Raw genomic sequence first — 26608 nt, 5'->3', positions numbered from 1 at the left:
GCATCGAACTGGGCGTCGGTGACGGCGAGGGTAGAGATGAGTTGCTTGGTGATCTGTTCGACGCCGGCGGGGGAGAGCACGCTTGCCTGCCTTCCGACGGTGCCGTTCTGGTCGACGGTCATGACGTAGATGTTGCCCGACTGAGCGGCGGTGCTGGCATCGATGTCGGCCACCGTCACCGAGGTACCAGTGGAGCCGAGCATGACCTGGTTGGCCCTTGTTGTGATGGAGTTGGCGCCGATCGCGGTCGAGCCGGCGTGCAGTGCGGTACTGTCGTAACCGACTGCGGTTGCCCCGGTGTTGGCATAGGAACTCCAGCCTACCGCCACCGCATGATCGGCGGTGATCGCCGCGCGGCCGATCGCGGTCGAGAGAAAGCCTGCGATCGTGCTGGTGCCGAAGGCGACGCCGCCGGCCTTGCTGGCATTGGCGTTCTGACCAAAGGCGGCAGCGAACTCGTCGGCGATTGCTCCGGTGCCCAACGCCAGCGAGTTGGTGCGAATTGCGTTGGCACCTGCACCCAGCGCAATGGCACCGGCTTGCTGAGCACGGGCATCGGCACCAATCGCTACTGCATTGGCCCCAACCGCCTGGGCTGAAGCGCCAAAGCTGCTGGCATTGATCCCCTGCGCCTTGGCAGCGTAACCCAGCGCAGTAGCGCCATTCTGCGCCGCATCGGTGAACACGCCAATGCCGATCGCGTTCGCTCCGCTCGCCCGCGCATCGGCCCCCAAAGCCAGAGCCTGCAATCCCGATGCCTGCGCACCAAGACTGTCGGCGTCGTCACCATCCCCGCCGATGGCGATGGAGCCATTGCCACTGGCGGTTGTAGCCGAACCAAGCGCTATGGCATTGGCTTGGCTCGCGGTGGCGTTGGCGCCGGATGCAATGCTGTCCGGTGCATTGGAGGCAACCGTCGCGTTTAGACCGATCGCGATACTTCGATCGGCGCCGAGACCAACACTGGCCGCTTTGCCCAAGGCGATTCCGTCATAGCCGATGGCATTGGCGGCAGTCTCGGAGCTGTTGGTGGCGAAATCGATGAAGGCCATCCCCGAGTTCTGGATGGCCTGGTTCACCTGGCCCACGGTTGCGGCGTCGGTGTCGGCAATGCCGTTAGCCACGTTGACGATTCGCCGCTGCAAGCCCGGGATGTCGTCATCGGTATCGTCCGGCGTCCCATTATCGTCGTAGGCGACCCCAACCGACACGACGTTGTTGTCACTGGCGACCGAACCGGCGCCCAGCGCAACGCTGGAGTTCGCGGTAGCGATTGCGCCTTCGCCCAGTGCCAGCGCAGAGCTGCCCGAGGCGCTGGAAGCGGCGCCGATGGCGGTGCTCATGCGGCCGGTTGCCTGGGTGCCGTAGCCGATGGCGACCGACCTTAGTTGGTTGGTCGCGTTCCCGTCGCTCGATCCTGTAGCGGCGAGTTTGCCGATCGCCACGGAGCCATCGTCATGTGATGCAGCGCCATATCCCAGGACGACGGATTCGGCAGTCGCGGCATTGGCGCCTTGCCCGATGGCAATAGCATTGGTGCCGGTCGCGCTTGCGGCGGAACCAGAGCCGTTGACCGCAAAGTAGGCCAGCTCGGCAGTATTGGCCGCAACGTCATCTGCAACAGCGTTGAGCTGCCCCATGGTGGCAGCATCGGTATCGTCGACACCATCGGCTACGTTTGTGATGCGTCGCGTGATTGCGGCGTAAGATTGGTCGCCGTCGCCCAAGTCGTTGTCGACGAAGGCCTCGCGGCCGACCGAAACGGTGTTGGCCTCGTCCGCAATCGAATTCTTGCCGATGGCGACCGAGTTGGTGGCTGCCGCATTCACGAGGGTGTCTGCGCCCAGGCCGATGGAGTCTGTCGCGTTAACTCGCGCACCCTGGCCGATGGCGATCGCGTCGGCGGCATTGGCCTGTGAATAATCGCCCAGGACCGTCGCACCGGCACCGGTGCCTTTGCTGTCCGCGCCGATCACGACCACGCCGCTGGCCTGCGCGTCCGCGCGCCCGCCGATGGCGATGGAGTAGGCATTGCCCGTCGAGGCACCGGCACTGGCTCCATTGCCGATCGCAACACCGTCGCTGGCGTAGCCGGTGGACGATTGGCCGAGCGCGATGGACGCCGTGCCGCTCGCGGTCGCCAGCCTGCCGAGCGCGACGCCGGCCTGCGCGCCTGCCTGCGATTCAACACCGATGGCGATGGCGTAATCGCCTTCGGCGGAAGCGCCGGTAATTTCAGGATAGCTGCGCGAATTGGTGCCGAAGCCGCCGATGGCGATGGCATTGAGGCCGTAGGCTTCAGCGTGCGCGCCAAGGGCGACAGCCTGCAGGTCGGTCGCTTCCGTGCCTACGCCGATCGCAACCGAATCTTGTGCGTTCGCCCGTGCATAATGCCCGACTGCCGTGCCCCAGCTGGCCGCCGAAGAGATGTTGCCGACCGCGGTGCCGCCTTGTGCGGTTACAGTCGCGTCGACCCCGCAAGCCAGCGTGTTGTCGTTGCCGTCGGGCGAATCGTCCGCCCCGCCGTCATTATCGGTCCCTGTATCGATTGTGCCGTTGTCGTTACGGTCGAGAAGGCAGGTGTCGGCCCGTGCCGGCTGCGGCGAAAGGCCCACGAACGCCAGAACACCTGCGGCGGTGCCGGCAAAAAGTACATTGCGCATTGAACGATCCCCTTGCGCACGGCCAGTGCCTGCCGTGCCGGGGGGGGGGCTATCATGGCGCGGTTTACAAAATGCTAGGCGGGCCTCCGGATACCGATTTTAGGCTTGCAAGGTCCCTCCCGATCTCTTCCACGAGCGCCTGCCGCATCTCCTTGACTTTGGTGCGATGGTGGTCGTTTTGACTGCCTGTTCGCCACCTAGGGCGCTCAGCACGCCAATTGCGATACCGCCGACTTCCTTGAGGAGCTAATGCCAGTTGTGGAACGGTTTCGGTTTGTGGCTGCCCAGACTGCTTACTCCCCGTATGTCACGCAAACCTATCAGAGGATCAAACGTCCACTATTGGGTCGAATGCGGCTCGTCCGCTTCCGGCTGCGGATGCAAGCAAATAGAAATCCATTAGTGATAGCTCAACGAAATGACCAACGGGCAACCAGATGACTTGGAAGATTGGTATGCTGCGGAAAAGGGCGCAGAGCTCCGCAGCGTCACGCCCCTATCGACCTTGGCCGAGCTGGGTTTGGTAATTGGTTTGATCACGGTCGGTCTGACCGTACACTTCATTGCCCATCGTCGATCGCCGCGCTAAGCCTTGGCAGAAAATAAGCCGTTGGCGACCGGGACTACCGACCGCCTTTGGTCGTTGGACGACATTATCGCGGAGGTGGATGAGAAGGCACCGGCACCCGCAAAGCGCGGCCCCTACAAGAAGCGAAATTCAAACTGAGACACTACCGGAAATTGTCCATTCCGATTTTGACAGCTAAAGATTGGAAATTGGAGAAGTTCGGTTCGCAGTGCACGTGTTAGTTGTCGAAGATGATCGCGAGATCGGCGCGTTTGTCCGGTCGGGCCTGGAGGCTCGAGGTCATCTTGTGCGACTGGTCCACGAGGGACCGCAGGCGGTGAAGGAAGGCGAGGCGGGCGGATTTGATCTTCTCGTGCTCGATCGAATGCTACCGGGAATGGAGGGGACTGAAGTTCTGCTTCGCTTACGCCGAGCGGGTGTCGACACGCCGGTGCTTCTTCTCACGGCGCGCGGTTCCATTGAAGACCGGGTGCATGGCCTCGAGGCGGGAGCAGACGACTATCTCGTCAAGCCTTTTGCGCTTCCCGAACTATTGGCGCGGGTTGAAGCGCTGGGACGCCGGCCACGACAGTTCGATCGCTCAAGCATTCTTGCCGCGGGCTCAATCCGCCTTGACCGTTTATCGCGCAAGGTTACCCGGAAAGGGAAAGACATCGTGCTCCACCCACGCGAGTTCCAGATTCTCGAGGAACTCATGCGCTGGGCCGGCCAGTCGGTTTCACGCGCATTACTATGGCGGGCGATTTGGTGCTACGATTTCGATCCTGGCACTAAGCTTGTGGAAAGCCATGTCAGCCGCCTTCGAGCAAAGCTTGACTTCGGAAGCGCCGAGAGCGTCATCGAGACGGTGCGCGGCGAAGGATACCGGCTCCGACTCGATGCGTGAGCAACGCGCAAGCACCGCGCTGCGTGTCGCGGGCCTCTATTCGCTTAGCTTCGCAATCGTCTCGGCGCTGGTGGGCGCGGCGACATGGCTCTTCACAGACGGCGAGTTGCGCCGCTCGCTCGACGAGCGCCTGCACTCCGAGCTTATCGCGCTCGAACACGCCGACCGAGCGGAGGGCCGCGAAGCGCTGATCGGCGACATTCTCGCCTTCGATGCAATGCCGGGGAACGGACGATACCTGCTCAACGCGCCCGATGGCACGCGCCTCGCGGGGAAAGTGTCGGTGAGCCAAGTAAGCGATGGGATTCACGATGCGGTGCTTGTTCACGACAACGGGCAGAGCGAGACTGTCCGATTGGATGCGCTAACGCTTCCCGACGGCGCTACCCTAGCCGTAGTGGGGGAATTGGGCCTCATGCGACGTACCGAGCTAACGCTGCTCGGCATTGCCGGCGGGGGCTTCGGCGTGGTGATCATTATTGGCGTCGTCGGCGCCGTGCTGACAGGGCGAGTGCTCCAGCATCGACTCGCTCAAGTCGACGGCACGGCACGAGCAATCATTGCCGGCGATTTCTCTCGGCGGATGCCGATTAGCTCCAATTGTGATGAGTTTGATCAACTCTCGCACACTCTCAATCGGATGCTAGACCACATTGAGAGGCTGATGGGCAGCTTGCGCCAAGTCTCGGCAGACATTGCGCACGATCTGCGTAGCCCGCTCTGTCGGCTCCGGGCTCGGCTCGAGCAGGCACTGCCCGAGACGCAAGACCCGGCCTATCGCGCAACGATTGCAGATGCGCTCGAGAGGATCGATGACATTCTGGCATTGTTCGCTACAATTCTGCGCATTTGCGAGGTGGAGGCTGGCGGCGTGCGCCGGCAGTTCGCGGCGATTTCGATGGCACCCCTGATCGCAGAAATCGTCGAGGATTATCTCCCCTCCGCGCAGGACGGCGGACACACACTGACCACGGGCGCCTTGGTCGAGACGAACGTGTTTGGCAGCCGCGACCTGTTAGCTCAGGCGACCTCCAACCTTATCGAGAACGCCCTCAATCACACCCCCGCCGGCACCCGCATCGAGGTCAATCTCCTTCGAACGGTCGAGGGTATCGTGCTCGAGGTGCGTGACGACGGGCCTGGCATCCCCCAGGACATGTCCGAAGTGGCTCGCCAACGCTTCGGCCGTCTTGACGCTAGCCGCTCGACACCGGGCCACGGCCTTGGACTGACCATGGTAGAGAGCGTTGCGCTTGCGCACGAGGGCCGATTGGAGCTCGCCGATGCGCATCCGGGTCTCGTCGCTCGGCTGCATCTCGGCAAGGAAGTTTGAAAAGCTGCAACCTTTACGCCGTTTGAGTGCGAGGCGATTGCCGTTCGGGAGCAAACCTCGTTTGGCATGTCATGCATTGAGCCCTCAAAGGGTCGAAGCAGAGGGCAAGGACGCATGTTCGCCAATAAGGTTTCGTGGTGGCTGGCGTGCGGGAGCTGCATTGTCGCTCCGGCGATGGCCGAAGGCGCGGAAATCTCGATCGAACTGATTGATGGCGAGAACAAGCGCCCGATAGCCCAGGCCGGACTACTACTCGACGATCCGCTCGAGCCCGACGCGGCCGAGCCGGTCGAGGTGGCGGTGAGCGACGAGGCGGGCCGCGCGGTGCTGACCGACGTGCCCCAGGGCCGCTACCGGCTGACGGTGACCGCGGCGGGCTATGCCCCCTTCACTACCGAGGTGCTGGTCGGCCGCACCGCCACCGCGCTCGACCTCGGCACCATCGCGCTCGAGGCCGACAGCGGCAACCGCATCCTGGTCCAGGGCGCACGCCAGCAGGACGTGGACCTCGGCGCCGGGGTCAACAGTTACGACATCGCCAATGATGCGATCGCCTCCTCGGGCACGCTGCTCGGCGCTCTCGGCACCCTGCCCGGCATCACCGTGGAGCGCGAAGGCGAGGTGCTGCTACGCGGGAGCGACCGGGTGGTGATCCTGGTCGATGGCAAGCCCAGCGCGCTCACCGGCATCGGCAACCAGCGCGGGCTCGACAGCATTCCGGCGGGCAACGTGGCGCGCGTGGAGGTGATCAACAATCCCTCGGCGCGCTACGGGGCGCAGGGCGGCGCGGGGATCATAAACATCGTGATGCGCGAGAGCCGCGAGGCGGGCTGGTTGGGCCATGTCGGGGTGAAGGGCGGCTTCGGCGCGCTGTGGCGGCGCCAGGACGATCTGCCTACCGAGCTCGGCAGCTACACCTGGACGCCCAAGATCAGCCCCTATTTCAGCCTCACCCATTCGGGCGCCAGCGCCGATTACCAGTTGCAGGGCGAGATGCTGAGCCAGCGCAAGCTGCCCAACAACGAGTTCACCACGCGCTTTTATAATGACGGGCGAATCATCGCCAGCCAGGTGCCCGAGAACCGCCAGCAGACGCAGTACATCCTCAAGGGCGGCACCGACCAGCGGCTGAGTGACGACGATATCCTGTCGATCAGCGGGGTGTTCGATATCGAGGATCATCTCGACCAGGCGCAGGTCCCCTTCATCGAGACCACCAGCAACACCCTCACCCGCTACTGGTTCTGGCGCGAGAACGAGCAGACGGGCCACGCTTCCGGCGCGCTCAATTACCGCCACGATTTCGCCGAGGCCGGACACAACATTCAGCTGCGCGGCGAGTATATCCGCGGCTGGGAGGACGAGACCTATCGGCTCAATGAGGTCTCGCCCGTCCGCATCGGCACCGACCAGACGCGCATCGTGGCGATCGAGAACACGGTGCCCGTCTCGCTCGATTACGTGCGCCCGCTGCGCGCCGGGCGGATCGAGCTGGGCGCCAAGGTCCAGTGGCGCTGGATCCCGGTCGAATACACCACCGTGCCGGGGCAGATGTCGATCATCTATCCCGGGCTCGGCGAGACGTCCGACTGGCGCGAGACGATCTATGCCGGCTACGCCAACTTCGTCTGGGAGCCGGGCTGGCTGGTGGTCGAGGCGGGCCTGCGAGCCGAGCAGACCTCGGTCGCCTACGGTCTGGACCCGGCGAACATCTATTACCCGAACAACGACGCCTATGATTACTTCCGCCTGTTCCCCAATGTCCGGCTGACCAAGGAACTGGCCGGCGGAACCGACATCTCGCTGTTCTACAACCGCCGCGTCGACCGGCCGGGAGAGCCCGAGCTGCGGGTGTTTCCCAAGTATGACGATCCCGAGCTGCTCAAGGTCGGCAATCCCTATCTGCGGCCGCAATTCACCACCGCCTGGGAACTGTCGGTGCAGCACGATTTCGGCGCGCTGTCGGGCTCGCTCGCGGTCTATCGGCGCCGCATCAGCGACGCCTTCCAGCGGATCTACGCGATCGACGCCAGCAACCAGACTTACGACATCGTCAACAAGATCTACGCCAATACCGGCGTGGCGACGAATATCGGTGCCGAGCTCATCGGATACTGGAAACCGTCCGACAAAGTGCGGTTGACGGCCAGCTTCAGCGGCTACAACATCCACCGCGACGAGACCGATATCACTCTGCTGTTCCCCTACGTTCGCAGCCTGACACTGCCGGAGACCGAGGATTTCACCTGGGACGGCAAGATCGGCCTGGAACTGGCGCTGGGGAATTCGACGCAGGCGCAGGTCAACGCCACCTATTACGCGCCGCGCGACATCGCCCAGGGCCGCCAGGACAAACGCGGCGCTCTCGACCTGTCGCTGACCCGCGAGATCGGCGACAAGTGGAAGCTGAGTCTGGTGGCCAATGACGTGTTCAACACCTTTGGCACCCGCACCCATGTTGATGGCGTCGGCTTCGATGCGCTGTACGAGAACTTCTACGAGACTCAGAGCGTAATAATAAGCGTAGAGATGGAGCTATAGAGACGATGGTCAGGCTCCCAAGCCGCGGGACGCTGGCGGGAGCGCTGTCGCTGGGTCTTGCGGCTTGTATGTCCTACCAGCCATCGCCGATCGACCTCGGGGTCCGATCGGAAGCCGTCGCGGCCCGCACGCTCGATCCCACACGGATCGCCGAGGAAGTCGCGCGCCTCGCTCCCGGCGAGCGAGCAGCCCCTCCGGGCACGCTGGACCGGCTGTCGTTGTTCGCCGCGCTGCTCGCCTACAACCCCCGCATCGTGGCCGCCCGCGGGGCTATCGCGACTGCCGAGGCGGAGGCAGCTGCGGCGCGCCACATGGGTGCACCCATACTAACGCTGACCGCCGAATATGCGCGCGATCCGGCGACGACTTCGCCTTGGCTGCTGGGCACGCAGGCCAACCTACCGCCCGATTACGGCGTGCGGCGCTCGGCCCGGCTCGACCGCGCCGGGCTCGCCGTGCTGCTCGCGCGCTACGATTTCGTCGAGACGGTGTGGGCCGAACGGATGGTGCTCAATCGCGCGCTGATCGACTATTTCGCGGCTGAAGCGCGTATCCCGGTCCTCGAGGAGCAACTGGCGGTGCAGGACCGCGGGCTGGCCGCTTTCAACCGGCGGGTTGCATTGGGCGAGAGCGCGGCAGTGATCGTCTATCCCTATCGCACTCAGCGGCTCGCCACTGCGCGCCTGCTCGACGAGGAGCGCGCGCGGGAGGCCGATGCCAGAGTTGCGGTCGCGGTGGCACTTGGCCTCCCGGCCAAGGCGCTTGCCGGCGAGGAGCTGCACTGGGCCAATTTCGCTTCAACTGATGCCTTGCCGCTGGAGATCGACGCTGCCGAGCGCGCCCGCGCTTCGGCCGCGCGCGCCGACATCCTGCGCAAATTGGTCGCCTACGACCAGGCTGAAGCCGATCTGAGGCTTGAAGTTGCGCGGCAATATCCGGCGGTCTCGATCGGGCCCGGCTTTACTTGGGAACGCGGGCTGGTCAAGCTGCCCTTCTCCATCGATCTGGCGCTGCCCTCATGGGACTTGAACCGCGCGGCGATCGGCGCGGCTGTTGCGCGGCGGGCCGAGGCTGGCGGGCAGATCGAAGCTGCCATTGCGGCGGCGCAAGGGTCAATCGAAGTCGCGCTCTCTGAGCGCGCGGCGGCGCTGACGACCGAGGAGCGCATTCGCACGCGCGATCTGCCACTGGCCGAGGCATGGGCCGAAAAGGCCGAAGCGCAGATCAACCGCGGAGCAATCAACCGCACCGACTGGGCCGCGGCGCAGATCCAGCTCTATGATGCGCGGTTAGCCGCACTCGACGCGCTGGTCCGCCTGCGCCGGGCCAATGCCGCGCTCGAGGAGGCGCTGCGCCGACCGCTCGGCGGGCCCGAGGCGGGGATCATGCCGGGTGTCCTGGAGGTGGAAAGGGGAGTCATGCGATGAAGCCGCCAACAATACTCGGGATCGCCGCTGTCGGCGCGCTGGTCGGCGCGCTGGCGATGTATATGGCGATGCCGCCGGCCACTCCCCATCCGGGCGCGGAGGAAGAGGCTGCGGCCGCCGAGAAAGCGCCCGCCGCGGGTTCCGCGTTGGGCACCTTGCAGCTCGATGCCAACACGATGCAGGAGGCGGGGATCGAACTCGCCGCGCTCGCCCCGGCAACCCGGGCCGAGGAAAAGAGCGGCTTTGCCCGCGCGCTCGATCTGTCGCCGCTGGCAGCGATTGCGTCGGACCTTGCGACCGCGCGGGCCGCGCTCGCTGCCTCGCAATCCGAGGCGCAGCGCCTCACCGCGCTCGCTGCCGAGGACCAAAGTGCCTCGCTGCGTGATGTCGAAGCGGCGCGTGCACAGGCGGTGGCCGATCGCGCGCGGGTCAATCTCGCCTGCGATCGGGTCGCGCTCGAATTCGGCGCCGGGCTGCGGCGAATCGGCTGCGACGCGATCCCCGGCCTCGTCAATCGCGTCGCTGCCGGGAATGCTGTGCTGCTGCGTATCGACATCCCCGATGCTTCCCTCCCTGCCGGCGCTGCGGTGGTAGTCGGCGAGGAACCGCGCTCGGTGCTTGTGCGCGTGCTCGGTCCCGCAGCCATGAGTGAAGCGCAATTGCAGACCGCGGGCGCGCTCGCGCTGGCCGGCGGACGCACCGCAGCCGAAGCGCAGGTTGGCCGCGTGCTGCCCGCGTATGTCGCCACGGGATTGGCTCGCGCCGGAGTCATCGTGCCGCGCGAGGCGCTGGTGCGGGTCGATGGCGGCGCCTTCGTCTACCGCTCGGCGAGGCACGGCGGCTTCGCGCGCGCGCCTGTAGACACCGGCAATCCGGTCGCAGAGGGCTATTTCGTCCCCGAAGGCACGCTGCATCCGGGCGAGCGGATCGTGGTCGCGGGCGCGGGCACGCTGCTCGGGCTCGAGCGCGGCGCGCCGGCCGAGGAGGAATAGCGGCCGTGTTGACCGCGATCGTCCGTCAATCGCTGCGCCATGCCTGGCTGGTGGTGCTCGCGGCCACGGTGCTGCTGGTCTACGGCACCTACGCGCTCGCCGACGCGCCTTACGACGTGTTCCCCGATTTCGTCCCACCGCAGGCGAGTGTGCAGACCGAGGCGCCGGGTTACACCCCGCTCCAGACCGAGCAACTCGTCACCCGTCCATTGGAGGCGGTGATCAACGGCGCCAATGGGGTCGAGGCAGTGCGCTCGGAATCGATCCAGGGCCTTTCGGTGATCAATGTCACATTCCGCGAGGGCTCGGATCCTTACCGCGCGCGCCAGCAGGTGGCCGAGGCACTGGCCGATGCCACGCTCCCCGCAGGCGTCACCGCACCCAAAATGACCCCGCTGGTCTCCTCGACGATGGACCTGCTGAAGGTCGGCTTCGTCAGTGACACGCTCTCGCCGATGGAACTGCGCGACCTCGTCGAGTGGACGGTGCGCCCGCGTCTCCTGGCCGCCGACGGGGTCGCGCGCGCCAACGTCTTCGGCGGCGAGCGGCGGCGGATGGAGGTGCGTGCCGATCCGCATGCGCTTACCGCGCGAGGCCTTAGCCTGGCCGATCTCGCCAGCGCCGTCTCGCGTGTGGTGCAAGTGAAAGGTAGCGGATTTGCCGACACGCCCAACCAGCGCATCCTGATTGATCCAGGCCGCAGCGCCACCACGCCTGCCGCCATCTCCGACACTATCGTTCGCGGAGGCCCGACTGGCAGCGTGAGTGTGGGTAATGTTGCTGAGGTTCTCGAAGCCGCCGCCCCGCTTTACGGCGATGCCATCATCATGGGCCGGCCGGGAGTGCTGATGACATTGTCAAGTCAGTACGGAGCCAACACGCTCGATGCGACCCGTGCGCTCGAGGCGGCGCTCGCCGAGCTCATCCCGGCGCTTGAGAGGCAGGGGGTCAAGGTCTACCCGGCGCTCCACCGACCGGCGAATTTCGTCGAGAATGCACTCGCAGGGATCGAGCGCGACCTAATGATCGGCGCAGTGCTGATCGCGCTGGTGCTCATCCTCTTCTTGCGCCGCGTGCAGGTGGCGTTGGTCGCCTTCGTTTCGATTCCACTGTCGATCGTCACCACGTTGCTGGTGCTCAATGCGATGGGCCAGTCGATCAACGTGATGACCTTGGGCGGTCTGGCGGTGGCGCTGGGCGTGGTGATCGACGATGCCATCGTCGATATCGAGAACATCGTGCGCCGCCTGCGCGATGCGCCGCCCGATGCCGACCGCCTCACGGTGATCGAGGCCGCCTCGGTGGAGGTGCGCGCGCCGGTGGTCTACGCCACCTTCGTTCTGGCGCTGACCATGCTGCCGGTGATCTTGCTCACGGACCTCCAGGGCGCCTTTTTCGCCCCGCTCGGAGTCGCGTTCCTGCTCGCGGTGCTGGCCTCGCTGGTGGTCGCGATGACCGTCACGCCCGCGCTCTCGCTACTGCTGCTCGGTAATCGAAACCCCGCCCACGAGCCTGTATTGCTCGAGCGGTTCAAGGCCTGGCACGCGGGCCGAGCCGCCGCCTCGCTCGATCATCCCGAGCGCGCCGCCTGGGCGGTCGGGCTGATCGGTCTCGCTGCGATTGCGCTCACCTTCGCGCTCGGCTCGGAGCTGCTTCCGACATTCCGCGAGAGGCACTACGTCCTCGGCGTGACCGGCCCGCCCGGCGCCTCGTTCGACTGGATGCGCACCACCGGCGAGCAACTGTCGAAGCGGCTTCTGGCGATTCCTGAAGTGCTCAGTGTCGAGGAACAGTCTGGCCGCGCCGAAGCGGGCGAGGATACCTGGCCGCCGAACGTGGGCGAGATCCATTTAAGACTGAAGGATGATGTCGACGCCGCGGCCGAGGACGATGCGCTGAAGAAAATTCGCGAGGTGCTCGACTCCACCCCGGCGATTCAGAGCGAGGCAGTGACCTTCCTTGGCGACCGGATCGGCGAATCGCTCTCGGGCGAGACCGCGCAAGTGGCTATCAGCATGTTCGGCAACGATCTCGACACGCTCGACCGCGTCGCCTCGCAGGTCGTAGCTGTGCTCGGCCAGGTGCCGGGCGCGGCGGACGTATCGGTCGGCTCGGAAGGCGGTACGCCGATGCTTGACCTCACTTTGGATCCGTCGGCGATGGCGCTCCACGGCGTCGACAGCTCCGACGCCGCCGACGCCTTGCGAGCCGCCTTCCTCGGCCTCCCTGCCGGCCAGATCAGCCTCGCCGACCGCACTCTTGACGTTGTCGTGACCCTTCCACCCGAACTGCGGCAGGATCCCGAGGCGATCGGGCGGGTGCTCGTGCGCGGCGGCTCGGGCAACGCCGTGCCGCTCGGCACCATCGCGGATGTCTCGCTAGGCAGCGCGCGCGAGTTGATCGCGCATGACGATGGACAGAGGCGTCAGGTGGTCACCGCCAACGTCACCGGCCGAGACGTCTCGGGCTTCGTCGCCGAGGCCAAGCGGCGCATCGGCGCAGACGTCACGTTGCCCGCGGGTGTCTACCTCTCCTGGGCTGGAGCAGCAGAGGGCGAGTCGGCCGCGACGCGGCAGCTCGTTAACCACGTCGCGCTGACTGCGATTGCAATGGTCGCGCTGTTGGTACTTGCATTTGGTGGCTTGCGTCCCGCGCTCATAATTTTGGCAGGCCTGCCGATGGCGGTATTTGGAGGCGAGATAGCTGCAGTTTTGGTGGGAGGAGTGCTCTCGTTGGGGGGGGTGGTTGGCTTCATTACACTATTTGGCATCACTGCCCGCAATGCCATTTTGCTAGTTTCGCATGTCGACCATTTGGTCGCTGTCGAGAAGCAGCAATGGAGCCGCGAAACCGTGCTTCGCGCTACCCGCGAGCGAGTAACACCCATTATATTGACAGCATTTGTCACCTCCCTTGCTCTCGTGCCACTTGCAGTCGAAGCAGGCGAAGCTGGACGCGAAATCCAAGGGCCGATGGCCATCGTGATCTTGGGGGGGCTAGTTTCTTCCCTGATATTGACGCTGTTGCTGTTGCCAACTTTGATTTGGCGCTGGCGGCATGTGAAGTGAATAACGACAAGAAAGACTCTAGACCTTTGGTGAACTTAAGGTGGCGATGTGTGCTATTGGGTCGCTAGCCAACGGGCAGTTCTTGGGCGAAATCCGCGAGTTTCTACCACGTTTCCCCTACTGCGCCGCTATCGCCTGCTCCGCGCTGTCGATCAGTGCCTGCAGCGCGCGCATGTGCGCGGCGAAGGCGGTGCGGCCTTGGCGGGTGAAGCTCGCCCAGGTCCGGGAGCGGCCGTCGAGCGGGCTCTTTGTCAGGCTCACGTACCCGGCCTCGACCAGCGCCGCGAGGTGCTTCGAGAGGACGGAGTCGCTGACCCCGGTGATCTCGCGCAGCCTGGCGAATTCGGCGCTGTCGGCGGTCGCCAGCACGGTCGCGATCTGCAGCCTCGCCGGTGCGTGGAGCTGGGAGTCGAGCGCAACCGGCGTCACGCGCGGCCCTCCATCTCGCGGCGGAAGATGCGGTTCCAGATGACGCTGCACCCGGTGCCGATCAGGAAGGCGGCGAGGCCGACTGCGAAGTGCGTTCCGGCCGCCGCATCGTTTTCACGCAGCCAGATCTGCGCCACGATCAGCGCAAGCATCGCCACCAGCAGGGCGAAGGTGAAGGGCCGCGTCGCGCCCTTGCGATAGCCGTTGACGAACATCCCGTAGCGCCGCCGGTCCGACTTCCCGACCAGCACCAGCCCGCCCATGGCGACGCACAAGGTCGCCGTCTGGATCTGGATCGGGAAGCCGACGCCGGTGACCAGCAGGCCGATGATCCCGCCGAAGGCGGCATGACGCCACGGTGGGCAGTTTCCGAGCGCGGCGAGCTGCGCGCGGGTTGCCCCGACGCTGTCGAGCATGGCGCGCGCCTCGGCGGGGGAGAGGGTTTCGTCGCTCATCGCATGATCCTTTACTTTCCAATGTGGAAAGTGGCTACCGATGACTTTCCGATTCGGCAAGTGGTAATTTTCCAATATGGAAAGTCGGGATTTGCGGTCCGTGTCCGGGAAAGGTAGGCTCCAGTCGCTGCGGCAGGAGAGGGAACTCGGCGATGGACATTCCGGCGTGGATCGCATTCTTCATGGGGCTCTATTCGCTCGTCGCGGCGGTCGGCGAATTTCGCGAGCCGGGCACCTGGGCGGCGATGCTCGAGGATTTCGAGCACTCGGCCGGCTTGCGCTTCCTGACCGGACTGATCTGTATCGTGCTGGGTGCCTCGGTCTATCTCGTCAGCCCGTGGCGCAGCGAAGACTGGCTCTCGATCGTGGTCAACGTGATCGGCGGGCTGTGCGCGGCGGAGGGGTTCCTGATCCTCGCCGCCGGGGATCGCTTCCTGCCCGTGGCGCGCAAGCTCCTGGGCCGCAGCACGAAGGGCTGGGCGGGCTTCTCCGCGCTGTTCGGGATGGCCGCGCTGCTCGTCGCACTGTCGCGTCTCTGACAGGGGCGAACGCGCCGTCCGTTTGACTTTCGCAAACGCAAATCCTGTGGCACAACCCCTGCAGGCTGGGCGTCAACGAGCGCCCGGAATTGGGAGAGCTTGCAATGCGTTGGCCTGCACTGGGCATTGTTTCCGTCGTCGCACTGGGCATCACCGCCTCCGCCGCTTTCGCCGGTGAGGGTGACGAGCCGCTGACCGCGGCTCGCGATTTTTCGGGCGTCTGGACCACCTATCGCGAACCGGGCGCCCCCGGACCGACCGGCGCGGGCGGACTGATCGCCGCGGTGCCGCAACCGCCGTTCACCGCCGAGGGCAAGCGCCGGGTCGAGGAATACCGCAAGCTGGTGGGCGAGGGCGGCGATGGCTCGGGCAACTTCTCGGGCGACAACCCCGCGGCGCACTGCGTGCAATACGGCATGCCGACGATGATGCAGTCGGCCGGCGGCTATCCGATCGAGTTCATTCACCGGCCCGAACAGTTGACTATCATCTACGAGGTCGAGAGCGAGACGCGGCGGGTTTACATGCCCGGCCACGGCGTGCCGCCCGAAAAGCGCCTGCCGGTGCGGCAGGGATATTCGGAAGGCAAATGGGACGGCGATACGCTGGTCGTCACCACCACCGACCTAAGCGACGGGCAGGACCAGCGGACCTATCCGCACAGCGAGGAAGCGACGATGGTCGAGCGCATCCGCATCGTGCCCGATGCAAAGGTCGGCAAGATCATGGAATACGAACTGACCATGACCGACCCGGTCTATTACACCGCGCCCGTCAGCTTCACGAAGAAGTGGATGCCGCTCAAGGACGGGCACATCATGGCCTACAACTGCACGGAGGAGCCGTGGTTGCGCCTGCTCGAAAAGCGCCGCGAACAGCTCGAGGCCGGAGAGCCGATCACCGCCAAGATGGCCGACGTCATCGACGTCTACGAATGAGCCGAGGGGAAAACCAGCGCCATGAAGAACTACGTCCTCACACTCGCCGCGGTCGCCACCTTTGGCATTGCCGTGCCGGTTGCCGCGCATCATTCGGCGGCGATCTTCGACTTCCGCAGCCCCAAGACGCTCACCGGTACCGTCAAGGCGATCAAGGTGGTCAATCCGCACACCCACATGATCGTGACCATTACCGACGCCAAGGGCACGCGCGACTGGGACTTCGAGGGCCACAGCGCCTCGAATTTCTACCGCGCCGGCTACAATCGCGGCTCGGTCAAGGCGGGCGACACGATCAAGATCACCTTCGCGCCGATGCGCGACGGGGCCGACGGCGGCTACATCGTCGCCTTCACCACCCCGGCAGGCGATACCGTGGGATTCGCCCCGCCGGGCTGAGCCGTTTCAGGCCTCGGGCTTCAGGGTCTTGGGCCGCTGCGGATAGACGTCGTAGGTCTTGCCGTTGACGGTGATGGTTTCGGCCTTGAAGCCGAGCACGACATGATCGCGCGCGCGGTGGCCGGTCATGCTGACCTTGTCGCCGGCCTTGGCCACACCCGGCCCGAATCCGGAACGCTCCGCCACAATAGGCGGTGACAGGTCGACTTCCCACACGCCTTTGCTCGCCTTGACCTGCAGGTGCATGTGCGGATTTCCGAAACTGATCGAAACGATTTCGCCCGACAGGCGGCTCTCTTCGTCCTCGGTCCAGGCCCAGCCATGATGCGCCAGAGCCGCAGCGGGCAAGGCCAGCGCCGCGATCGAGATGGATAAGATTGTTTTCATGTCCACTCTCCTTTCTCCCCTGTCGCCGCCATAGCATTCAGTTGCGTTGGAGTCGCTTGCGATGCGCACGGCCAGGGCCTAGTGTCGCTCCATCCCCGGGGAGCGTGCGTGCGCTGAGAGGAAGGTTTCGCACCCTTCGACCCGTCGAACCTGAACCCGTTAGCACGGGCGGAGGGAGTGGCCGGGCGTCTTGGCCGGAAAGTGCTCTCCCGCTCCGTGAGGAGAGACTTCGCATGGCCGACATCAATTCCCCGCTCGAAATCGGCGTCACCACCGGGCCGATCCGTGGCAGCCGCAAGATCCATGTCGGACCGCGGCAGGTGGCGATGCGCGAGATTTCGCTCGAACCGTCGAGCGGCGAGCCGCCGGTGCGGGTCTACGACACCTCCGGCCCCTACACCGATCCCACCGCGACCATCGACATATCCGCCGGCCTCCCCGCGCTGCGCCGACAGTGGCAGCTCGAACGCGGCGACATCGAGGAATACGCGGCCCGCGACGTGAAGCCGGAGGACAACGGCCAGCTCGGCCCCGACCGCTCGGGCGGCGTCCCGGCCTTTCCCAACGTCGCGAAGTCGGTCTTCCGGGCGAAAGCGGGCAACAACATCAGCCAGATGCACTACGCGAAGCAGGGCATCATCACGCCGGAGATGGAATACGTCGCCGAGCGCGAGAACCTCGGCCGCGAGTTCGTCCGGCGCGAGCTCGACGGCAATTCGTGGGGGGCGGAAATCCCCGAGTACGTGACGCCCGAATTCGTCCGCGACGAAGTGGCGCGGGGCAGGGCGATCATCCCGTCCAACGTCAACCACCCGGAAAGCGAGCCGATGGCGATCGGGCGCAACTTCCTCGTCAAGATCAACGCCAATATCGGCAACTCCGCCGTCGCATCGGACGTGGCGAGCGAGGTCGACAAGATGGTCTGGTCGATCCGCTGGGGCGCGGACACCGTGATGGACCTCAGCACGGGCCGCAACATCCACGACACCCGCGAATGGATCATCCGCAACAGCCCCGTCCCCATCGGCACCGTGCCGATCTACCAGGCGCTGGAGAAGGTCGGCGGCGTGGCCGAGGACCTGACCTGGGAAATCTTCCGCGACACGCTGATCGAACAGGCCGAACAGGGCGTCGACTACTTCACCATCCACGCCGGCGTGCGCCTGCCCTACATCCCGATGACCGCGAAACGCGTCACCGGCATCGTCAGCCGCGGCGGTTCGATCATGGCGAAATGGTGCCTCGCGCATCACAAGGAGAGCTTCCTCTACGAGCGCTTCGACGAGATCACCGAGATCATGAAGGCCTACGACATCGCCTATTCGCTGGGCGACGGCCTGCGCCCCGGCTCCATCGCCGACGCCAATGACGAGGCGCAGTTCGCCGAGCTCTACACGCTGGGCGAGCTGACGAAGCGCGCCTGGGAACAGGACGTGCAGGTGATGATCGAGGGCCCCGGCCACGTGCCGATGCACAAGATCAAGGAAAACATGGACAAACAGCTCGCCGCCTGCGGCGAGGCGCCGTTCTACACCCTCGGCCCGCTCGTCACCGATATCGCGCCCGGCTACGACCACATCACCAGCGGCATCGGCGCGGCGATGATCGGGTGGTTCGGCACCGCGATGCTCTGCTACGTCACGCCCAAGGAACACCTCGGCCTGCCCGACCGCGACGACGTGAAGGTGGGCGTGGTGACCTACAAGCTCGCCGCCCACGCGGCGGACTTGGCGAAGGGTCACCCGGCGGCCAAGGTCCGCGACGACGCTTTGTCCAAGGCGCGCTTCGAATTCCGCTGGCGCGACCAGTTCAACCTCTCACTCGACCCCGACACCGCCGAGCAATACCACGACCAGACCTTGCCGGCGGAGGGCGCCAAGACCGCGCATTTCTGCTCGATGTGCGGGCCCAAGTTCTGCTCGATGAAGATCACGCAGGAGGTGCGCGATTTTGCGGCGAAGCAGAACTCCGACAGCTACCTCGCCGCCACGGTACCGGTCGAGGATGCCGAGGCCGGGATGGATGAGATGAGCCGGGTGTATGAGGAGACCGGGCGGGAGCTATACATCGGGCAGGGTGATCGGGAGCACGATTAGTGAGGCCGGAGACCCGAAAGCCACCTCATCCGGCGAACGTGCCGGGTCCGTTTTACGTCGAACTCGATCACTGCACGCTTTGCACCATGTGCGAGTTCGCCGCGCCCGACCTCTTTGCGCTAGTCGACGAAGTGCTTGGGGCCTGGTACGTCTCGAAGCAGCCCGCATCCAAAGCCGAGTTCGGCAGGATGAAAGAGGCAATGCGCGACTGCGAGGTGGACTGCATTCGCGTGAAGAATTGCCCTCCCGATTGGGCCGCGCGGCTGCGAGATGCGGGAATGGGCGGCCTGATCGACAGCGTGGAGGGCGAAGGCTGACACCGGGCGAGAGAGTGTCGAACGGGGGCGCCAAGTCGGATCACTTTTGCTCGATGTGCGAGCCCGGGCCGAAACCGCATAGCGGTTGACGCGAACGAGCTCAGCGAGGACAACTTCTGTTCGATGAAGATCATGCAGGAGGTGAGGGGCTTCGCGGCGCGGCAGAACAGCGCGCCCGACACCTTCATCGCCGCCGAAGACGCCGACGACCACGGTTTTGCCCCCCTGGACCAACGACCCCGCCGGGGCGCTGATCTCGCGGGAATGGAGACTTTCACCCCCACAACCTCGCCTAGGTTGACGCTGTCAAAACGGATGCGCATTGTCCGGGCTGACGGGGAGATCGGGCACCAGGCGGTGCCGAAGGGGGGATATGAGGGACGAGGGGCGGATCGCCGGCGTGCGCGGCGGATCCCGGCTGATCGATTTGATTCCGGACCATGGCCGCCGGTCGTTCCTGCGCGGCGCGATGGCGCATGGCGTCGCGGCGCCGGTCGCGCTGGCTGCGTTCGGCAGCGCCAGGGCGGCGGTGCCGGGCGAGGGCGATCCGGCGAATTCCGTTTCCGCGAACATGGGGGCGATAACCCCCGGCAAGCATCGGGCCGGGATCATCGTGCGCGATTTTGCCGATCCCTATCTCGAGCTCCTGCGCCTGTTGCGCGAGGGTGCCGAGATCGAGCACGGGCTGATGCTGCAGTATCTCTATTGCGCGTTCTCGGTGAAGGACCGCTATCGGCAGCTGGTCGGCTTCGGCGCCCCGACCGCAACCAACCTGCTCGGCGTGGCGATCCAGGAAATGCAGCATCTGGGGGCGGTCAATCGCCTGCTGGTGGCGCTCGGCAGTTGCCCGCATCTCAACCGGCAGGATTTTCCCTACGAGCCGGACATCTACCCCTTCCCCTTCGGGCTCGAGCCGCTGAGCCGCGCCTCGGCGGCGAAATACGCCTTCTGCGAGGGATCGGCCGCGGTCTTCGCGGAAGGCCGTGAACGCGCGCCGGAGGACGAGAAGTTCCGCCGCCAGGTGCTGAGCGATATCGGCGGCCTCGACCGGCCCAATCACGTCGGCAGCCTCTACCAGAACGTTCTCGACCTGCTGGCGGAAGCCTCCGGCCGGCCGGGATTTCCCCTGACACCCGCCGAAGTCGAGAAATGGCAGGCCGACCTTGCTGAGATCATGCACGAGGGCGAACACGATCATTTCGAGTTGTTCCGCAGCGTCCACGAAGGGCGTCACCCGGCCTTTGCCGATTCCGGCGTCGCCAATGTGTGGGACATCCCGCCGGAGCACGAGGCCTATCCGGCCCATCCGCTGCCGCGCAATCCCACCGCCTTCGTCGGCCATCCCAACCAGATCGCCTCGGACGACGCGCAGGCGATCGCTTGGCTGAGCAATCTCCATTACTGGCTTTCGCTGTGCCTGCTCGATTACGGCTATCGCCACGCCGACAAGGACGCGTCGAACCTGTCCGTAACGCAGATGATGACCGGGCTGTGGCCGCTCGCGGCCGAATTGCCGCGGCATGGCGCCGGGATTCCGTTCGACACGCTGAGCATGGGCTATGCGCCTGGTGCGGGCAAGGAGCAGAGCCGCATGGTCATCGTGGCATTGGCGAGGGAGGCACAGGGGTTCGCAAGGACCATCGAAGGACTGCTGCCCGCGCGCTATGCCCATAACACTGCGGAGGGCGTCATCGACCTCATGGGGGCGTGACGCCTGCGAGCCGCGTCTACGAGGAAATCGGCCGCGAGCCGTGCATCGGACAAGGCGACCGCGAGCACGATGGATACCATCTATTGTTCGGCAGAACGATTGGTGGCGGCGCAAGATACAGTGCCTGAAGACCGGCGGAATTGAATAAATCGCACCAGTTTAGCCGAAATTGTATTCCTGCGCCTCGATTCCAGAATATAACTCCGCATCCTTAACTTGCGGAGTGAAGGCAGGGGGGCGTCTCCCCGGTGGAGCGGACCTCGATTGCCCGGGCCCGCGTCACGGGGAGAAGGGGAATGGCCAATCCGACCTATACCGTCCAGCGCGACGACACGCTCGGCAAGATCGCCCTGCGTTTCGGCACGACCTGGCAGGCGCTCAAGGCGCTCAACGCGCTCGTCAGCGCGGACGTGATCCACCCCGGGCAGGTGCTCAAGCTTCCCGCCGATACCGAGCCGGACCACCCCGATCTCACCAAGCCGGTGACCAGCGCCGGCAAGGTGGCTCCGATCACCACGCAGCTGCCGGTCTCGGGTCCGGGCTTCGTCATCTACAACCCCGACGACGCCGCAGGATCCGACCGCTTCGGCACCGAGGGCTTCGTCGCCGCGCTGAAAGACATGGCGAAGAAGTGGTCGCAGAGCGAGACGGTCCCGATCGCATTCGGCGACATGAGCCACAAGAACGGGACGAAGTTCCCGCCGCACAAGGGGCACGTCAGCGGCCGCGAGGTCGACATCCGCCCCTTGCGCAAGGACGGCAAGAACCTGCCGGCCACCTGGAAGTCCGCCGAGTACGACCGGCTGAAGACCCAGAAGCTCATGATGCTGGTGAAGGCCGAGCAGCCCAACGCCAAGTTCTTCTTCAACGATCCAGTGCTGATCGACGAAGGCCTGTGCCGGCCGCTGGGCGGGCACGACAACCACCTGCACCTGCAAATCTACGACTAGGGCCGCCAACCACCCACGCATTCGGACTCGCATTCGGGCCCAAGCCGGGTATCGTGTGACCTTCCGCCGTGGCTGGGAGGGTTGGCCATGATGCTCGGTTTGCCGCTTGCACAATTCACGCAGCTCCACGTTGCCATCAGCCTGGTCGGCATCCTCGCCGGGGTGGTGTTCTTCGCCGGGGCCATCCGGGGGAGCTGGCTGAGGTTGGCGAACGGCGTCTTCCTGCTGTTCACCGTGCTGACCAGCGCCACCGGCTTCCTTTTCCCGCCCAAGCCGATCGGGCCGCCGTTCATCTTCGGGGTGATCTCGCTCGTGCTGCTCGCGGTGGCGCTCTACGCACTCTACGGCCGCAAGCTCGCCGGGCGCTGGCATGGCACCTACATGCTCACCGCGCTCATCGCCCAGTGGCTCAACATGATCGTGCTGATCGTGCAGAGCTTCCAGAAGATCCCGGCGCTTAACGCCCTCGCGCCGCTCGGCAACGAGCCGCCGGTCCTCGGCGCGCAGACGGTGCTGCTGGCGGCGGTCGCCTACACCGGCTGGGTCACGGTGTGGAAGGGGCGGCCCGCCGTGGGAGCGCCCGCGCTGTGAACCGCCGCAGCGCATGATCGGGGCGGGGCACCAGATTGTCATCCCGGACTTGTTCCGGGATCAGGCTTTGGTTCGACGCTGCGCCCGAAGAAAGGCCCAGCCCCGGAGCAGGTCCAGGGTGACGGAGGTGGGACGGGGTCACTGAATTCAACAAGTCCTGCCGCTCCCCCGACGCCACGCTTGCCACCCCCTCTAGCCATCTTCCTCCGCCGCGCGCATATCGGCCACCGGAAGGAACTCCCCCGCGATGGCCGATCTTTATCTCAAGGCGCTGCATTCGGAGCGCAAGTCGCTGTGGGCGACGTGCCGGCTCAAGGGGCTGGCCAAGGACACACCCGAGCGGCGGCGGATTGCCGAGCTCGACGATGCCATTGCGGCGCAGGAGGCGCGGCAGAAGGGGCGGGGCGGGCTGGAGCCCTAGTGGTTCTTCATGTTCTCCAGCCCCTTGATCCCGCCGGCCTTGAGGCTGGGCTGGCTGGCATTCTGCTTGGGCGGCTTTTCCGCTTTCGGCTTGCGCACTTCGCGGTTCGAACGTTTCTGGCCCTTGGCCATGATCATTTCCAGTCGGGACGGGATGCCCCGCGCCGGGCCTAGGCCCTATGGCCGGCAATAGCCCGTCAATTCGCCCCCGGGGGCATGAATATATATCCGGCCCGTGCCCATTGCGGATGGGCGCCGCACTCCCCATCTGGGGACCGGCTACCAGTCGCAACCGACGGTCCCGGGCGTCCGATACAATGGCGCCGCTTCCTTCTCTTTCGCCTCCTAGCTGCAGCCGCTGCCGATCCCGGCCGCCTGCACTCCTTGTGAGGGAACGCTGGATGGACCTCAATGAACTGCTACGCAGGCACCAGCTCGCCATCATGGCGGCCGACGGTTCGGTCGAACGTGGCGACCGTGACGTGTATCTCGCAATCGCCAGGATATATGCGGGGCGCATCAGGGACCTGCAGCTGACCCTTGGCCTGCCCAGGAATGCTTGGCCAAACGGGGCAACGATCGTCCTGGCCGCAAGGCACGTCGAGCCTCCTCGGCCGGGACCGGACAGCAATGGGCGAGCTCCCCCGGAGACCGATGGCCTGTGAGCAAGTGGTCGGCCCGCTATGGCGAAGATGCCCCGGTGCCGAACGAAATTGCACCGGCCCAAATCGTCCACCAGCACTCAATCGAACCAGCACTCTCACGCAATCGTTAGGTAAATCACGCCAGCCGTGCTAATAGATCCGCGCTGACGTCGAAATATGCGACGGACTTCGGCTTTTGACGACCGCCGCTTGCTGTTTCACAGCCCCGGCGCAAACCAGACGACGACTTCCTTTCATCGGACGATTTGACGCACGACCCGGCGCGCAATCTTGCGCGTTGGCATTACCAACGTTCTTGAAAGGAACGGACCATGGCCAAGATTGGCACCGTAAAATTCTTCAACACCGACAAGGGCTACGGCTTCATCCAGCCGGATGACGGCTCGGCCGACAGCTTCGTCCACATCTCCGCCGTCCAGTCGGCCGGCATGGACACGCTGAACAAGGACCAGCGTCTCAACTATGATGTCGAGATGGGCCGCAACGGCAAGGCAAGCGCGATCAACCTGTCGGCTGCCGACTGATCCAGCTGCGTTACTCCCCCGCGCCCCCTGCATGCGGGCGCGGGGGAGGAATTTGCCGCGTGCAGACCAAGGAATTCCACCGATGAGCGGGACATTCGAGTTCTACGACGAGCAGGCGAAGAAGGCCGCCGCCGAGGCCGAGAACGCGACGCTCGACAACGTGCGCGACCGCAACCTGCGCGCCGAAAAGTCCTGGCGCGCGCTCGCCGACCAGGCGCGCAAGGTGCTGGTCGATCGCAAGCAGGCCGAAGCGGACCGCGCCGTGCGCCGCGAGCTGGAAGCAGCCGAGGAAGCCGAACGCAAGGCCCGCCGCGCGGCCTACGAAGCCAGCTACGACAGCGGCGACTGACGAGCGCGGTCCGGCCGCCTCTTCCTGCAATTCCTGAACTGTCGCTGCCCTCACGCGGGGCCGGCGCGAAATCACTTTCCTACAGGCGCCCGTTTGTGGCTTATCCTGCCGGATGACCGATCCGGACAACATTCCGCCCGCCTTGGAGCCGCCCGCCCGTTCCCCGACCGCCCGGCGCTCGCACGACGACTATCGCTGGACGCCGGGGAAGGCGCACGCCTTCCTCACCGCGCTGGCCCAATGCGGCAAGGTGGCCGAGGCGGCGCGCAGCGTGGGGATGACGCGGCAGTCGGCCTATCGGCTCAAGTCTCGCAGCCGCCTGTTCGCCGAGCACTGGCCCCGCGCGCTCGCTTCCGGAAAGGCGCGGCGCAAGGCTCGTGGGCGGTCCCGAGGCGGGGCGGCAAGGTGACGCTTTTCGCGCGCCAAGGTGACGCTTTCGGCCGCAAGGCGACGGTTTTGGCCCGCAAGGCGACGGTTTTGGCCGGGAGAGCCCGACATCGTGTGTCAGGTGTCAACAGGGCGGCGTCAGGTGCCGTTCTTCGAGAGGATCAGGAAGGAGCCGTTCTCCAGCGCATCGATCACTGCGGGGGCAACACCGTTCTCGACCGCCGGACAGCCGAGGCTGCGCCCGATCCGTCCGGTGGACTGGATGACCTGGGGCGAGACGTAGTCGGCGCCGTGGATGACGATGGCGCGGTGGCGGGCGTTGGAGTTGGTCGGTTCCAGCCCGTCGAGCCGCAACGACCGGCCGTGCACTCCGAAGTAGGTCTCGGCGCAGCGGTACACGCCGAGCGCCGAGCAGTTCGAGCCGTCGACGTTGGAGAACACGTCCGCCATCCCGTCGTCGGTCGGGCCTTCCGATCCCTTGCCGTGGGCGCAGAGATACGACTTGGTGGTGTTGCCCACCGCGTCGAACACGAACATCCGCTTCTTGGCAGAGTGCAAGTCGAAGTTGACCACTGCCCAGTAGCGCGGGTTGGCAGCCGGGGCATGCTGGGACCGATAGGCGAGCAGCCGCTCCATCGGCCCCGAGACGCCCGCCGCCGCGGCGAGGGCTCGCAAGGTCTGCACGCGGTCGTTGGCCACGGTGACGGCCGGCGGGGCGAGGGCGGCCGCCACCACGTCCGGCGCTGCCCAGGTCGGCAGGTCGCCGAACGCGTCGGGGTGGATGACGTCGCGGTCGATCTCGATGCCGGCGACGACGTCGTGCGGCAGGATCGTCTGCACCATGCACCAGCCGCGCTCGGAGATCGGGGGCACGTTGCTGCCCGACTTCCAGTAGCGCTTGAACTTCAGCTTCCAGTAGAGCTGCTTCGGGGTCAGGCCGGGATTGACCCCGACATAGATGCCGGGCTGGTAACCCGCCGCGCTCACCGCAACGCTCCAGGCGTTGCAGTAGGCGATCACGTCGTCGGGCGCAGAGCTGCTGCTCACCTCCTCGAGGTCGAGCCACGCGGTGGTCCCGGTGGGGAAACCGGCGGCGGCGATATGCTTGGCGGCGTTCTCGCCATAGGACTTGCCGAGCGCGGCATCGGGCTTCCAGCCGGACGCGGCGACGTGCTGGACGGGCATGACCGCGAGCCCGGCATCGAGCAGGGCCTTGAGCTCGGCGGAATTGATGTCGCTGGTGCCGTTGGTCGCGAGGCGCGAGACGTAGCGCACCGCGTACTTGAAGCCGGCAGCCTTGAACGCCTGCGCCTTGGCGGCGGTCAGCCGTGTGTTGCAATCGAACCCGACCGCTCCGGCGGCTGCGGTCGCCGCATGTCCCTGTGCCATCGTACCTTCTCCCCTTGCCGCTGCCCCGGCCGTTACTCCATCAGGTCGAGCGGCTGCGGCAGCTTCGCCAGCAACTCGTCAGAGAACTCGGCGGCAATGTGGAAGAAGGCCATGCGGGTCACCGCATCGCTGCGGTTTTCCCAGGCGTGGTCGGTGCCGCGCTGGACCACGATAGCGCCGGGTCCAAGGACAGTCACGCTGTCGTCTAGGACTAATACCACTTCGCCCTCGAGCACTACGGCGTAGTCGAGGGTCCTGGTCCGATGCATCACCGTGCGGCGCCCGCCCATCGAAGGAGGACAGAGTTCGATCATGCGGATGAGGTGCCCGGTCGGCGGCATGATGGTGAAGGGGCGCAGGCTCGGCTCGGCATCGGGGGTGCTGGTCAGGCTCGGCACTGCCTCGGCGCTGGACCAGATCTCGAGGAAGTCCGCGCCAACCCCGGCCCCGTGCATCGGGTGCTCCTGCGGCGGCAGGCCGTCCGACAGGATCACCGACTTGCCATCGGCATCGTGGCCGGTGACCACCCGGGGCGGTGTGACTGCCATCGTCCTCTCCTTGGT

General features: G+C 65.5%; 26 protein-coding genes, 2 pseudogenes and 1 riboswitch. Of the genes and pseudogenes, 21 read left to right on the top strand and 7 right to left on the bottom strand.

Annotation, left to right across the window (positions count from 1 at the left end):
- The coding region (locus GRI89_RS01645; RefSeq protein WP_201290845.1) for a hypothetical protein at positions 1–2663 on the bottom strand (2663 nt) is incomplete at its 3' end.
- Positions 2664–3273: 610 nt separating this feature from the next.
- Here GRI89_RS01645 and GRI89_RS18405 point away from each other — a divergent pair.
- From GRI89_RS18405 to GRI89_RS01615, 7 genes and pseudogenes are all read left to right on the top strand, one after another.
- Positions 3274–3390, top strand: a pseudogene (locus tag GRI89_RS18405) (IS1 family transposase); the annotation flags it as partial.
- A gap of 76 nt (positions 3391–3466) precedes the next feature.
- Positions 3467–4138 (top strand): response regulator transcription factor, encoded by a 672-nt coding sequence (locus GRI89_RS01640; protein WP_328598027.1) that lies wholly within the window; start codon positions 3467–3469, stop codon positions 4136–4138.
- The gene (locus GRI89_RS01635; RefSeq protein WP_159791540.1) at positions 4131–5471 is read left to right on the top strand and encodes a sensor histidine kinase; all 1341 of its coding nucleotides are present in this window, start codon (positions 4131–4133) and stop codon (positions 5469–5471) included. The genes GRI89_RS01640 and GRI89_RS01635 overlap by 8 nt, the downstream gene beginning before the upstream one ends.
- Positions 5472–5585: 114 nt before the next feature.
- Entirely contained in the window at positions 5586–8012 is a 2427-nt protein-coding gene (locus tag GRI89_RS01630; protein ID WP_159791538.1) for a TonB-dependent receptor, read from the top strand.
- Positions 8013–8017: 5 nt separating this feature from the next.
- Complete coding sequence (locus GRI89_RS01625; protein ID WP_159791536.1) at positions 8018–9439, top strand: TolC family protein; 1422 nt, start codon at positions 8018–8020, stop codon at positions 9437–9439.
- Positions 9436–10431: an efflux RND transporter periplasmic adaptor subunit gene (locus GRI89_RS01620; protein WP_159791534.1), complete on the top strand. Its 996-nt coding sequence runs from the start codon at positions 9436–9438 to the stop codon at positions 10429–10431. The genes GRI89_RS01625 and GRI89_RS01620 overlap by 4 nt, the downstream gene beginning before the upstream one ends.
- Positions 10432–10436: 5 nt before the next feature.
- Positions 10437–13499: an efflux RND transporter permease subunit gene (locus GRI89_RS01615; RefSeq protein ID WP_328598026.1), complete on the top strand. Its 3063-nt coding sequence runs from the start codon at positions 10437–10439 to the stop codon at positions 13497–13499.
- Between the two features lie 117 nt (positions 13500–13616).
- Here the strand turns inward: GRI89_RS01615 and GRI89_RS01610 are convergent, their stop codons facing one another.
- Positions 13617–13928: a transcriptional regulator gene (locus tag GRI89_RS01610; protein ID WP_328598025.1), complete on the bottom strand. Its 312-nt coding sequence runs from the start codon at positions 13926–13928 to the stop codon at positions 13617–13619.
- Positions 13925–14383 (bottom strand): hypothetical protein, encoded by a 459-nt coding sequence (locus GRI89_RS01605; protein ID WP_159791532.1) that lies wholly within the window; start codon positions 14381–14383, stop codon positions 13925–13927. Before GRI89_RS01605 ends, GRI89_RS01610 begins: the two co-directional genes overlap by 4 nt.
- Positions 14384–14535: 152 nt before the next feature.
- Between GRI89_RS01605 and GRI89_RS01600 the strand changes: the two genes are divergently transcribed.
- From GRI89_RS01600 to GRI89_RS01590, 3 genes are all read left to right on the top strand, one after another.
- On the top strand, positions 14536–14922 hold the full coding sequence (locus GRI89_RS01600) for a hypothetical protein (protein ID WP_159791530.1): 387 nt from the start codon (positions 14536–14538) through the stop codon (positions 14920–14922).
- 104 nt (positions 14923–15026) lie between these two features.
- Positions 15027–15860 (top strand): hypothetical protein, encoded by an 834-nt coding sequence (locus tag GRI89_RS01595; protein WP_159791528.1) that lies wholly within the window; start codon positions 15027–15029, stop codon positions 15858–15860.
- 21 nt (positions 15861–15881) lie between these two features.
- The gene (locus tag GRI89_RS01590; protein WP_159791526.1) at positions 15882–16259 is read left to right on the top strand and encodes a DUF6152 family protein; all 378 of its coding nucleotides are present in this window, start codon (positions 15882–15884) and stop codon (positions 16257–16259) included.
- Between the two features lie 6 nt (positions 16260–16265).
- Here GRI89_RS01590 and GRI89_RS01585 read toward each other — a convergent pair whose 3' ends face one another.
- Positions 16266–16646, bottom strand: a complete 381-nt coding sequence (locus GRI89_RS01585) for a DUF6152 family protein (RefSeq protein WP_159791524.1) — start codon at positions 16644–16646, stop codon at positions 16266–16268.
- A gap of 86 nt (positions 16647–16732) precedes the next feature.
- Positions 16733–16840, top strand: a riboswitch (TPP riboswitch).
- 39 nt (positions 16841–16879) lie between these two features.
- On the opposite strand from GRI89_RS01585, the gene thiC reads away from it, so the two are divergent.
- The 7 genes and pseudogenes from thiC to GRI89_RS17755 all read left to right on the top strand — a co-directional run bounded on the left by thiC (position 16880) and on the right by GRI89_RS17755 (position 22732).
- Positions 16880–18742, top strand: coding sequence for a phosphomethylpyrimidine synthase ThiC (thiC, locus tag GRI89_RS01580; RefSeq protein ID WP_159791522.1), 1863 nt, complete (start codon positions 16880–16882; stop codon positions 18740–18742).
- On the top strand, positions 18742–19059 hold the full coding sequence (locus tag GRI89_RS01575) for a ferredoxin (RefSeq protein WP_159791520.1): 318 nt from the start codon (positions 18742–18744) through the stop codon (positions 19057–19059). Before thiC ends, GRI89_RS01575 begins: the two co-directional genes overlap by 1 nt.
- A gap of 26 nt (positions 19060–19085) precedes the next feature.
- A pseudogene (locus GRI89_RS18340) lies at positions 19086–19269 on the top strand (hypothetical protein); the annotation flags it as partial.
- Between the two features lie 163 nt (positions 19270–19432).
- On the top strand, positions 19433–20770 hold the full coding sequence (locus GRI89_RS01570; protein WP_159791519.1) for a ferritin-like domain-containing protein: 1338 nt from the start codon (positions 19433–19435) through the stop codon (positions 20768–20770).
- A 296-nt stretch (positions 20771–21066) separates the two neighbouring features.
- On the top strand, positions 21067–21720 hold the full coding sequence (locus GRI89_RS01565; protein ID WP_159791518.1) for a LysM peptidoglycan-binding domain-containing protein: 654 nt from the start codon (positions 21067–21069) through the stop codon (positions 21718–21720).
- An 87-nt stretch (positions 21721–21807) separates the two neighbouring features.
- Complete coding sequence (locus GRI89_RS01560) at positions 21808–22311, top strand: hypothetical protein (RefSeq protein ID WP_201290844.1); 504 nt, start codon at positions 21808–21810, stop codon at positions 22309–22311.
- Between the two features lie 247 nt (positions 22312–22558).
- Entirely contained in the window at positions 22559–22732 is a 174-nt protein-coding gene (locus GRI89_RS17755) for a hypothetical protein (protein ID WP_201290843.1), read from the top strand.
- Here GRI89_RS17755 and GRI89_RS18150 read toward each other — a convergent pair.
- Complete coding sequence (locus GRI89_RS18150; protein WP_268891714.1) at positions 22729–22863, bottom strand: hypothetical protein; 135 nt, start codon at positions 22861–22863, stop codon at positions 22729–22731. The genes GRI89_RS17755 and GRI89_RS18150 overlap by 4 nt on opposite strands.
- Positions 22864–23132: 269 nt before the next feature.
- On the opposite strand from GRI89_RS18150, the gene GRI89_RS01555 reads away from it, so the two are divergent.
- The 4 genes from GRI89_RS01555 to GRI89_RS01540 all read left to right on the top strand — a co-directional run bounded on the left by GRI89_RS01555 (position 23133) and on the right by GRI89_RS01540 (position 24678).
- On the top strand, positions 23133–23396 hold the full coding sequence (locus GRI89_RS01555; RefSeq protein ID WP_159791517.1) for a hypothetical protein: 264 nt from the start codon (positions 23133–23135) through the stop codon (positions 23394–23396).
- Between the two features lie 311 nt (positions 23397–23707).
- Positions 23708–23920 carry a cold-shock protein gene (locus GRI89_RS01550; protein ID WP_159791516.1) on the top strand — a complete coding sequence of 71 codons (213 nt, stop codon included), beginning with the start codon at positions 23708–23710 and terminating at the stop codon, positions 23918–23920.
- Positions 23921–24002: 82 nt separating this feature from the next.
- Complete coding sequence (locus GRI89_RS01545; RefSeq protein WP_201290842.1) at positions 24003–24269, top strand: hypothetical protein; 267 nt, start codon at positions 24003–24005, stop codon at positions 24267–24269.
- Between the two features lie 112 nt (positions 24270–24381).
- Entirely contained in the window at positions 24382–24678 is a 297-nt protein-coding gene (locus GRI89_RS01540) for a LysR family transcriptional regulator (RefSeq protein ID WP_159791515.1), read from the top strand.
- 116 nt (positions 24679–24794) lie between these two features.
- Here the strand turns inward: GRI89_RS01540 and GRI89_RS01535 are convergent, their stop codons facing one another.
- Both GRI89_RS01535 and GRI89_RS01530 read right to left on the bottom strand, forming a co-directional pair.
- Positions 24795–26045, bottom strand: a complete 1251-nt coding sequence (locus GRI89_RS01535) for a murein L,D-transpeptidase catalytic domain-containing protein (protein ID WP_159791514.1) — start codon at positions 26043–26045, stop codon at positions 24795–24797.
- A gap of 32 nt (positions 26046–26077) precedes the next feature.
- Complete coding sequence (locus tag GRI89_RS01530) at positions 26078–26593, bottom strand: cupin domain-containing protein (RefSeq protein ID WP_159791513.1); 516 nt, start codon at positions 26591–26593, stop codon at positions 26078–26080.
- Between the last annotated feature and the right edge of the window lie 15 nt (positions 26594–26608).

This window comes from Croceibacterium salegens (genome assembly GCF_009827435.1).
GTDB lineage: Bacteria > Pseudomonadota > Alphaproteobacteria > Sphingomonadales > Sphingomonadaceae > Croceibacterium_B > Croceibacterium_B salegens.
The sequence above is the reverse complement of the archived record's forward strand: the minus strand, read 5'-3'. Positions and strand labels throughout refer to the sequence as shown.